Here is a 9,272-nt window from a genome sequence, read left to right on the forward strand (position 1 = left end):
GGTCAGGGGGACCGCATGGCCACAGCAGCCGCGCCTCGCACGGACCGCACCTCCGCGGGCGGCGCACCCGGCGCCACCGCGGACACGGCGGCACACCAGCACGCCTTCGACGCGGCCGTGGCCGCCGAGGAGCGCATCGAGCCACGCGACTGGATGCCGGACGCCTACCGCGCCACGCTCGTCCGCCAGATCGCCCAGCACGCCCACTCCGAGATCATCGGCATGCAGCCGGAGGCGAACTGGATCACCCGCGCCCCCAGCCTGCGCCGCAAGGCCATCCTGATGGCCAAGGTCCAGGACGAGGCGGGCCACGGCCTCTATCTCTACAGCGCCGCCGAAACCCTCGGCACCGGCCGCGAGGAACTGCTCGACAAGCTGCACACCGGCCGCCAGAAGTACTCCTCGATCTTCAACTACCCGACCCTGACCTGGGCCGACGTGGGCGCGATCGGCTGGCTGGTGGACGGCGCCGCCATCACCAACCAGGTCCCCCTGTGCCGCTGCTCCTACGGCCCGTACGCCCGCGCGATGGTCCGCATCTGCAAGGAGGAGTCCTTCCACCAGCGCCAGGGATACGAGCTGCTCCTCGCCCTGAGCCAGGGCACCCCCGAGCAGCACGCCATGGCGCAGGACGCGGTCGACCGCTGGTGGTGGCCCTCGCTGATGATGTTCGGCCCGCCCGACGACTCTTCCCAGCACTCGGCCCAGTCCATGGAGTGGAAGATCAAGCGCCACTCCAACGACGAGCTGCGCCAGCGCTTCGTCGACATCGCCGTCCCCCAGGCGGAGTCCCTCGGCCTCACCCTCCCCGACCCCGACCTGAAGTGGAACGAGGAGCGCGGGCACCACGACTTCGGCGCCATCGACTGGACCGAGTTCAAGGAAGTCCTCAAGGGCAACGGCCCCTGCAACGAACAGCGCATCACCCAGCGCCGCCGCGCACACGACGAGGGCGCCTGGGTCAGGGAAGCGGCCGCCGCCCACGCGGCCAAACACGCCGGGAGCACCGGCCGGACAGGAGCGACGCGCGCATGACCCACACCGACTGGCCCCTGTGGGAGGTCTTCGTCCGCTCCCGCCGCGGCCTCTCCCACACCCACGCCGGCAGCCTGCACGCCCCCGACGCGGAGCTGGCCCTGCGCAACGCCCGTGACCTCTACACCCGGCGCGGCGAAGGCGTCTCCATCTGGGTCGTCCCGGCCACCGCGATCACCGCCTCCTCGCCCGACGAGAAGGACCCCTTCTTCGAGCCGTCCGCCGACAAGCCCTACCGGCACCCGACCTTCTACGAGATCCCGGAAGGGGTGAAGCACCTGTGACCGCCACCGTCCCCACCACCGCCGCGCTCGCCCTCGGCGACGACGCCCTGGTGCTCTCCCACCGCCTCGGGGAGTGGGCCGGGCACGCCCCCGTCCTGGAGGAGGAGGTGGCCCTCGCCAACATCGCGCTGGACCTGCTCGGCCAGGCCCGCGTCCTGCTCTCCATGGCGGGCGACGAGGACGAACTCGCCTATCTCCGCGAGGAACGCGCGTTCCGCAACCTCCAGTTGGTGGAACAGCCCAACGGGGACTTCGCCCACACCATCGCCCGGCAGCTCTACTTCTCCACCTACCAGCACCTCCTGTACACCGAACTCGCCTCACGGGAAGGCCCGTTCCAGCCGCTGGCCGCGAAGGCGGTCAAGGAGGTCGCCTACCACCGCGACCACGCCGAGCAGTGGACCCTGCGCCTCGGCGACGGCACCGAACTCAGCCACGACCGGATGAGCCGAGCCTGCGACGCGCTGTGGCGCTTCACCGGCGAGATGTTCCAGCCGGTGCCCGGCGTGGACGTCGACTGGGCTGCTCTGGAGGCGAGTTGGCTGGCCGCTGTCACCGAGGTGCTCGACCGCGCCACCCTGCCCGTCCCCGAGGGTCCCCGTACGGGCGCCTGGGCGGCGGGCGCGGGCCGACAGGGCCTGCACACCGAGTCGTTCGGGCGGATGCTCGCCGAGATGCAGCACCTGCACCGCAGCCACCCGGGGGCGTCATGGTGACCGTCACCGCGCTGGAGGCGGAGCTGCTGGAGCTGGCCGGGTCGGTGCCCGACCCCGAACTCCCCGTGCTCACCCTGCACGAACTGGGCGTACTGCGCGCGGTGCACCTCACCGGCGCCGACTCCGTCGAGGTGGACCTCACCCCGACCTACACCGGCTGCCCGGCCGTCGAGACGATGAGCGCCGACATCGAGCGGGTCCTGCGCGCCCACGGCATGCACGAGGTCACCGTCCGCACCGTCCTCGCCCCGGCATGGTCCACGGACGACATCACTCCCGAGGGCCGCCGCAAGCTCCAGCGGTCCGGCATAGCCCCGCCCCGCACCCAGCACCCCGGTGGCCCGGTCACCCTCACGCTGGGCCCGACCCGCACCGGGTACGACGGGGAAGCGGAGACCGGGACGACGCCGGAGGCCATCCGCTGCCCCCACTGCGACTCCGCCGACACCGAGCTGCTGAGCCGGTTCTCCTCCACGGCCTGCAAGGCGCTGCGCCGGTGCCTGTCCTGCCGTGAACCCTTCGACCACTTCAAGGAGTTGTGATGGCACGCTTCCACCGGCTCCGGGTGGCCGGGATCGACCGGCTGACCGACGACTCGGTCGCGGTCACCTTCGCCGTGCCTGCCGAGCTGCGCGAGGAGTACCGGCACAAGCCGGGCCAGCACCTCACCCTGCGCCGCCGCCTGGACGGCGGGGACATCCGCCGCACCTACTCGATCTGCTCCCCGGCACCCGACCCGGCCGGGGACGGCCCGAGCACGCTGCGGGTGGGGGTGCGGCTGGTGGACGGGGGCGCGTTCTCGACGTACGCGTTCAAGGAGATCGCCGCCGAGGACGAGCTGGAGGTGATGACCCCGGCCGGGCGCTTCACCCTGGACCCGGCGCCGGGTCACTTCGCGGCGGTCGTGGGCGGCAGCGGCATCACCCCGGTGCTGTCGATCGCCGCCACGCTGCTGGCCCGTGAACCAGAAGCGCGGTTCTGCCTGATCCGGGCCGACCGTTCGGCCGCCTCGACCATGTTCCTGGAGGACGTGGCCGACCTGAAGGACCGCTACCCGGAGCGGTTCCAGCTGGTCACCGTGCTCTCCCGCGAGGAACAGCAGGCGGGGCTGCCGTCGGGGCGCCTCGACCGGGACCGGCTCACCGGACTGCTGCCCGCCCTGCTCCCGGTGGACCAGGTGAAGGGCTGGTTCCTGTGCGGACCGTACGGGCTGGTGGAGGACGCCGAGCGGGCCCTGCGCGGCCTGGGCGTCGACCGGTCCGGCATCCACCAGGAGATCTTCCACGTGGACGGCGGCACCGCCCCGGCCACCACCGCACCGACGGCCGCGCACAGCACGGTCACCGCCCGCCTCGACGGCCGTGGCGGCAGCTGGCCGACCCAGCAGGGCGAATCCCTGCTGGACACCGTCCTGCGCAACCGCCCCGACGCCCCCTACGCCTGCAAGGGCGGCGTCTGCGGCACCTGCCGCGCCTTCCTGGTCTCCGGCGAGGTCCGCATGGACCGCAACTTCGCCCTGGAGACGGAGGAGACGGAAGCGGGCTACGTCCTGGCCTGCCAGTCCCACCCCCTGACGGAGAAGGTGGAGGTGGACTTCGACCGGTGAGCGGGCCGGGGGTCAGGCGTCGTGCTGCGGAGCGGCGCCGTCCCACCAGGCGAGCAGGCGGGCGGCCATCGACTCCGTTCCCAGGAAGCGCGGATCGAGCCCGAAGTGGTCCGTCAGATCGTCGCGGAGGAACCCGGCGATCCGCGCCTGGTCCGCGCCGGTCCGGAGCAGCAGGAACAGCCGGCCGAGCATGCAGTCGTACTCGTCCTGCGCGTCCTCGGCGACGTCGAGCGGGTCCCAGTCGTTGAGCAGACGACGCAGGCCGCCCTCGTACGCCTCCGGCACGACCGTCATCGCCGGGCCCCGCTTGTCGGCGGCACCTGCTAGATCACGACCCCGGCCTGACCGGTGTCCGTCACCACCGGGCGGCCCGTGGCCTCCCAGTGCTTCATGCCGCCGTCGACGTTCACGGCGTCGATGCCCTGCTGGACGAGGTACATGGTGACCTGGGCCGAGCGGCCGCCTGAGCGGCAGACGACGTTGACGCGGCCGTCCTGCGGGGCGGCCTCGGTCAGCTCGCCGTACCGGGCGACGAACTCGCTGATCGGGATGTGCAGCGCCCCCTCGGCATGACCGGCCTGCCACTCGTCGTCCTCGCGGACGTCCAGCAGGAAATCGCCGTCCTTGAGGTCCGTGACCTCGACCGTGGGCACACCAGCTCCGAAACTCATGCCCCCGACGCTACCCGAAGCGCCGCACCCGACGCCGTGGCTCACTCCTGCGTCAGCAGGGCCGCGAGATCGGCCTCCCGGCGCGAGATGTCACCGTGCAGCCGCTCGGCGATCTCGGTGAGGAGGCTGTCGGGGTCGTCCGGGGCGAGCCGGAGCATGCCGGCGATGGCGCCGTTCTCCAGTTCCCGGGCGACCAGGGTGAGCAGTTCCTTGCGCTGGGAGAGCCACTCGAGGCGGGCGTACAGCTCGTCGCTGGGGCTGGGCTGCCGCTCGGGCGGCACCGGGCCCGCGGCCCACTCCGCGGCGAGTTCCCGGAGCAGGGCCTCGTCGCCGCGGGCGTAGGCGGCGTTGACGCGGGTGATGAACTCCTCGCGGCGGGCGCGCTCGGCGTTCTCCTGGGCGAGGTCCGGGTGGGCCTTGCGGGCGAGGTCGCGGTAGAGCTTGCGGACCTCCTCGCTGGGACGCACCCGCTCCGGAGGCCGCACCGGCTGGTCGGTGAGCATCGCGGTGGCCTCGGGGAAGAGTCCCTGGCCGTCCATCCAGCCGTGCAGCAGTTCCTCGACGCCGGGGATGGGCGAGAGGTTGGCGCGGGCCTCGGCGGCGCGGCGGATGTCCTCGGGGTCCTGGGTGCGGGCGGCCCGCGCCTCGGCGATCGAGGCGTCCAGTTCCTCGATGCGGGCGTACAGCGGGCCGAGCCGCTGTTCGTGCAGCCGGGCGAAGTTCTCGACCTCGACGCGGAAGGTCTCCACGGCGATCTCGAAGTCGATCAGCGCCTGCTCGGCGGCGCGGACGGCGTTTTCCAGCCGTTCTTCGGGCCGCGGCGACTGGGACTGCTCGGTCTGCTCAGCTTCCGGGGTCGTCACCCGACCAGCCTAGGCCACGGCCACAAGAGCCGAACCAGGCCGAACCGGACCACCACCCGGACGACCACGCGGACGACCACGCGGACGACCACCCGGCCCAACTCGCCTTCTCCGCGGCCACCCCCGCCCAGCCCCCCTCGTCTAGACCCCCTCGTCCGGGCAGGCGGCCGGTACCCACTCGGCCACCAGGTCCCGGCAGGCCACCACCAGGCGGCCGGGGCGGCAGGCCACCTCATGGGTGCAGCCGCCGGGCAGCGGCAGGATCTCGTCGAGGATCACATCGCCCAGCGAGGCCGGATCGCACACGTCCAGCACATCGGACTGGAAGCGGGAGACGCCGGTGTAGCGGACGAGGAGGTCCTCCTCGTGGCGGAAGCAGTTGTGCCGGAAGCGGATCTCGACGTCGCCGTCGGCCGTGCGGTGCACCCGCGTGGGCAGCAGGTCGCGGACGCAGCGCTTGGCGTCGGGGTCGTAGTGCGCCGGATCGGTGGCGAAGGCGCGGGCGCCGGGCGGAAGTCCGACAGCGATGCCGGGCAGCCGGGCGAGATAGGGGCGGGGGTCGGCGAGCACCGGCTCCTCGCTGCCGCCGCCGCGCAGTTCGACGTACTTCATCTCACCACCCCGGGCACCCTCTTCCCGGCCACGGCGACCACCCCTGTCGTCCCCGCATCCCCGCTCACACCCCCGCCTCGGCAGCGATCCGCCCGGAGCGCACCGCCGCGACCAGCTGGGCGTGGTCGGCCTCGGTGCGGTCGGCGTAGGCGGTGGCGAAGTCGGCCATGGCGTCGTCCAGTTCCTCGTTCTTGCCGCAGTAGCCCGCGATGAGGCGGGGGTCGGCGCTGTGGGAGTGGGCGCGGGCCAGCAGGGCGCCGGTCATCCGGCCGTAGTCGTCGACCTGGTCGGGGGCGAGGGCGGCGGGGTCCACGCTGCCCTTGCGATTACGGAACTGGCGCACCTGGAAAGGCCGTTGGTCGACGGTGGTCCAGCCCAGCAATATGTCGCTGACGACCTGCATCCGCTTCTGCCCGAGGACCACGCGCCGCCCCTCGTGTTCGGCGGCCGGCACCGGGAAGCCCGCGGTGGCCAGGTGCGGGGTGAGCGCGGAGGGCCGGGCCTCCTTGACCTGGAGGACGAGCGGTTCGCCGCGGTGGTCGAGGAGCAGCACCACGTAGGAGCGGGTGCCGACGCTGCCGGTGCCGACGACGCGGAAGGCGACGTCCTGCACCGCGTACCGCGCGAGCAGCGGCAGCCGGTCCGGGCCGAGCGTCGACAGATACGGCTCCAGCGACGCGGCGACGACGGCGGCCTCCGCGTCCGGGACGCGGCGCAGCACCGGGGCCGCGTCCACGAAACGGCGGCCGCCGTCCCCGGTCTCCTCCGTCGACCTGGCGGCGAAGCGGCCGCTGGTGTTGGCCCGCGCCTTCGCCGAGACCCGCTCCAGGGTGCCGAGGAGGTCATGGGCGTCGGTGTGGGAGACGAGTTCCTCGTCCGGGATGGCGTTCCAGGCGTCCAGCGCGGGGAGCCTGGCGAGCAGCCGCATGGTGCGCCGGTACGCGCCCACGGTGTCCCGCGCGGCCGCGTGGCAGGTGTCCTCATCGGCCCCGGCCTCCCGCCCGGCCAGCACCAGGGAGGCGGCGAGCCGCTTCAGGTCCCACTCCCAGGGGCCGTGCACGGTCTCGTCGAAGTCGTTGAGGTCGATGACCAGGCCGCCGCGCGCGTCGCCGTACAGACCGAAGTTGGCCGCGTGGGCGTCGCCGCAGAGCTGGGTGCCGATGCCGGTCACCGGGGTGCGGGCCAGGTCGTACGCCATGAGGCCGGCCGAGCCGCGCAGGAAGGCGAAGGGGGAGGCGGCCATGCGGCCCACCCGTATCGGGGTCAGTCCGGGGATGCGCCCGGCGTTGGACTCCTCCACCGCGGCGACCGCGTCCGGACGCGCGTCGTCCACCACGAGGTCCCGGTGGGAAGAGCGCGGTACCTCGGCCCGCAGCGCCTTGCCCTGGTGCTTGGCGGAGCCTCGCGGGGGCCACTGCGCGAACCCGCGCAGCCGTGGCACCCGACTCTCCGGCCCCGCGCCGCCCACCGCGTCAACCAGCTCCACCCCGACTCCGGTCACCGTGACCGCCTCCCCCGCACACCGCCCACGCCCCGCACGAGCGCCTCGAACATCAACTCGTGCCGAAGGTACATGCGGTGACCGAAACGCGTCAGACCCTGTGGACAACTCACCACTGGTGGACATCCACGGCCTCTCCCGCACCAGTGCCCACGCCTGCCCGTCGGCAGCGACCTCGTGCGGGGCACTTCGTACCGTGCCGCTCACCAGCGGAGTGCCCAGCGTGGTGCTCGTCCCCGGCGACGTGCGCTGTGCCGCTCTCGTCGCCCTCCCGGTAGCAGACAGCTTTTCGCAGAGTTCAACATGCTCGCCCGCCCACAGTGCGCCCGAGACAATCCGAACGGCCGAACCCACGAACAGAAGAGAGTGTGGACACGTGGCGACGACGACCAGAAGTGCGTCGGTATCTTCCCAGCCCCCACCGGCGGCGATTCCCGTGTTGAACCGGCGGCCACTACTCGCCGTCTGTGCCGGAGTGGGCGTGGTACTGCTGGCCCTGTCCGGGCGGCACGGGTATCACGTCGACGAACTGTACAACCGGGCGTCCGGGGAGCACCTTGCCTGGGGATACGTCGACCAGCCCCCGCTGGTATCCCTGATGGCCAGAGCGGAGACCTCGTTACTCGGCGACACCCTGACCGCGCTGCGCGTGGTGCCGGCGCTGCTGGCCTGCGTGGTGGTGTGGGTGACGGCCCTCATCGCACGCGAACTCGGCGGCCGTGGCGGCGCCCAGCTGTTCGCCGCCGCCGCGACGAGTGCCTCGGTCGTCACGCTCAACGCCGGGCACGTGCTGACCACCAACATCCCCGACCTCGTCGGCTGGGTGACGGTGGGCTGGCTGGTGACCCGCCTGCTGCGCACCCACGACACCCGGCTCTGGCTCGCCGTCGGCGCGGTCACGGGTGTGGGCCTGCTCGCCAAGAACCTCATCGTGCTGCTGCTTCTCGCCCTGCTGGTGGGTGTGCTGGCGACGGGACCGCGAGCTGTCCTGCGCAGTCGGCACCTGTGGGTGGGAGCCGGGCTCGCCGCGCTGATCTCGGCGCCGGCGTTGTGGTGGCAGATCACGCATGACTGGCCCGCTCTCGAGATGAGCGCCGCGTTGAAGACGGCCGTGGGGGAAGACTCCAGGGTCGCCTTCGTTCCCTTCCAGGTGCTGATGATCGGCTTGTTCCTCACTCCGGTGTGGATCGCCGGAGTGGTGGCCCTGCTGCGGCGCGCGCAGTGGCGGGCGTTCCGACCGGTCGGCGTTGCCTATCTGTTCATGTCGGTGCTGCTGGTCGCCATCGGCGGGAAGCCCGAGTACACCGGCGGTCTCCAGTTGGTGCTGCTGGCGGCGGGCTCCGTCGTGACAGCGGAGTGGGCGAAGACCACCGTCCGCCGCTCGCTGGCCGGTACCGCCCTGGTGGGCAACGCGGCGATGTCCGCCGTGCTCATGCTGCCGGTGTTGCCGGTCGCGGTGTACGGGTCGAACCCAGTGCTGAAGGAACTGGGGGTCTTCCAGCTCGACCAGGCGGCCTGGCCCCAGCTGGCCGAGCAGGTCGCCGCCGTCGACCGGTCGTTGTCCCCGCAGGACCGCGCGCACGCCGTCATCTACGCCAACCACTACGGCCTGGCGGGTGCCCTGGACCGATACGGGCCGGAGCACGGCCTCCCGCACGTCTACAGTGGCCAAAATTCCTACGCCGACTTCGGCAGGCCCGCCGACGACACCGACGTGGTCATCGCGGTCGGCGTGAACCGCAAGACTTTCGGCGCCCTGTTCACGAGTTGTGAGCCCAGCGGCAAGTTCAAGACCGACCTGCCCGTCGCCGACCAGAACACCGAGTTCCTGGTGTGCCGCGGGCCCCGCGCACCGTGGTCAGAGCTGTGGCCCGGACTCACCTGGATCGGCTACCAGTGCCCGTACACGGCCGAAGCCATCACCGCGAAGAGTGAGAAGGGTTGCTCGCTGACATGAGCGTGAGGTGGCCCGGAGGGGCCGCCT

At 72.2% G+C, this 9,272-nt stretch carries 11 protein-coding genes; 6 read left to right on the plus strand and 5 right to left on the minus strand.

Annotation, left to right across the window (positions count from 1 at the left end; genetic code table 11):
• Positions 1-15 precede the first annotated feature (15 nt).
• The 5 genes from paaA to paaE are packed head-to-tail and all read left to right on the plus strand — an operon-like array spanning position 16 to position 3,641.
• Positions 16-1,035: a 1,2-phenylacetyl-CoA epoxidase subunit PaaA gene (gene paaA, locus ACIPPM_RS23315; RefSeq protein WP_401450987.1), complete on the plus strand. Its 1,020-nt coding sequence runs from the start codon at positions 16-18 to the stop codon at positions 1,033-1,035.
• Complete coding sequence (gene paaB / locus ACIPPM_RS23320) at positions 1,032-1,319, plus strand: 1,2-phenylacetyl-CoA epoxidase subunit PaaB (RefSeq protein WP_130337920.1); 288 nt, start codon at positions 1,032-1,034, stop codon at positions 1,317-1,319. Before paaA ends, paaB begins: the two co-directional genes overlap by 4 nt.
• Positions 1,316-2,035: a 1,2-phenylacetyl-CoA epoxidase subunit PaaC gene (gene paaC, locus ACIPPM_RS23325; RefSeq protein WP_401450989.1), complete on the plus strand. Its 720-nt coding sequence runs from the start codon at positions 1,316-1,318 to the stop codon at positions 2,033-2,035. Before paaB ends, paaC begins: the two co-directional genes overlap by 4 nt.
• Positions 2,029-2,577: a 1,2-phenylacetyl-CoA epoxidase subunit PaaD gene (gene paaD / locus ACIPPM_RS23330; protein WP_401450991.1), complete on the plus strand. Its 549-nt coding sequence runs from the start codon at positions 2,029-2,031 to the stop codon at positions 2,575-2,577. The genes paaC and paaD overlap by 7 nt, the downstream gene beginning before the upstream one ends.
• Positions 2,577-3,641, plus strand: a complete 1,065-nt coding sequence (gene paaE, locus ACIPPM_RS23335) for a 1,2-phenylacetyl-CoA epoxidase subunit PaaE (RefSeq protein WP_401450994.1) — start codon at positions 2,577-2,579, stop codon at positions 3,639-3,641. The genes paaD and paaE overlap by 1 nt, the downstream gene beginning before the upstream one ends.
• A 12-nt stretch (positions 3,642-3,653) precedes the next feature.
• Here the strand turns inward: paaE and ACIPPM_RS23340 are convergent, their stop codons facing one another.
• The 5 genes from ACIPPM_RS23340 to ACIPPM_RS23360 form a co-directional block, all read right to left on the minus strand.
• Positions 3,654-3,935, minus strand: a complete 282-nt coding sequence (locus ACIPPM_RS23340; protein ID WP_401450997.1) for a hypothetical protein — start codon at positions 3,933-3,935, stop codon at positions 3,654-3,656.
• 29 nt (positions 3,936-3,964) lie between these two features.
• Positions 3,965-4,294, minus strand: a complete 330-nt coding sequence (locus ACIPPM_RS23345) for a rhodanese-like domain-containing protein (RefSeq protein WP_401451488.1) — start codon at positions 4,292-4,294, stop codon at positions 3,965-3,967.
• A 59-nt stretch (positions 4,295-4,353) separates the two neighbouring features.
• Positions 4,354-5,175: a hypothetical protein gene (locus tag ACIPPM_RS23350; protein ID WP_401450999.1), complete on the minus strand. Its 822-nt coding sequence runs from the start codon at positions 5,173-5,175 to the stop codon at positions 4,354-4,356.
• 141 nt (positions 5,176-5,316) lie between these two features.
• Entirely contained in the window at positions 5,317-5,787 is a 471-nt protein-coding gene (locus tag ACIPPM_RS23355; protein WP_401451001.1) for a hypothetical protein, read from the minus strand.
• A 64-nt stretch (positions 5,788-5,851) separates the two neighbouring features.
• The gene (locus tag ACIPPM_RS23360) at positions 5,852-7,288 is read right to left on the minus strand and encodes a DUF2252 domain-containing protein (RefSeq protein WP_401451004.1); all 1,437 of its coding nucleotides are present in this window, start codon (positions 7,286-7,288) and stop codon (positions 5,852-5,854) included.
• 481 nt (positions 7,289-7,769) lie between these two features.
• Here ACIPPM_RS23360 and ACIPPM_RS23365 point away from each other — a divergent pair, with 481 nt between their 5' ends.
• Positions 7,770-9,245 carry a glycosyltransferase family 39 protein gene (locus ACIPPM_RS23365; protein WP_401451006.1) on the plus strand — a complete coding sequence of 492 codons (1,476 nt, stop codon included), beginning with the start codon at positions 7,770-7,772 and terminating at the stop codon, positions 9,243-9,245.
• Positions 9,246-9,272: the final 27 nt, after the last annotated feature.

Source organism: Streptomyces sp. NPDC090119 (assembly GCF_044747085.1).
In the GTDB taxonomy this organism is placed as follows: domain Bacteria; phylum Actinomycetota; class Actinomycetes; order Streptomycetales; family Streptomycetaceae; genus Streptomyces.

Bases quoted from the DNA above. Each gene is read 5' to 3' on its own strand.
- ACIPPM_RS23355 (WP_401451001.1), bottom strand. From the start codon at position 5,787: ATGAAGTACGTCGAACTGCGCGGCGGCGGCAGCGAGGAGCCGGTGCTC.
- paaA (WP_401450987.1), top strand. From the start codon at position 16: ATGGCCACAGCAGCCGCGCCTCGCACGGACCGCACCTCCGCGGGCGGC.
- paaB (WP_130337920.1), top strand. From the start codon at position 1,032: ATGACCCACACCGACTGGCCCCTGTGGGAGGTCTTCGTCCGCTCCCGC.
- paaE (WP_401450994.1), top strand. From the start codon at position 2,577: ATGGCACGCTTCCACCGGCTCCGGGTGGCCGGGATCGACCGGCTGACC.
- paaD (WP_401450991.1), top strand. From the start codon at position 2,029: ATGGTGACCGTCACCGCGCTGGAGGCGGAGCTGCTGGAGCTGGCCGGG.
- ACIPPM_RS23340 (WP_401450997.1), bottom strand. From the start codon at position 3,935: ATGACGGTCGTGCCGGAGGCGTACGAGGGCGGCCTGCGTCGTCTGCTC.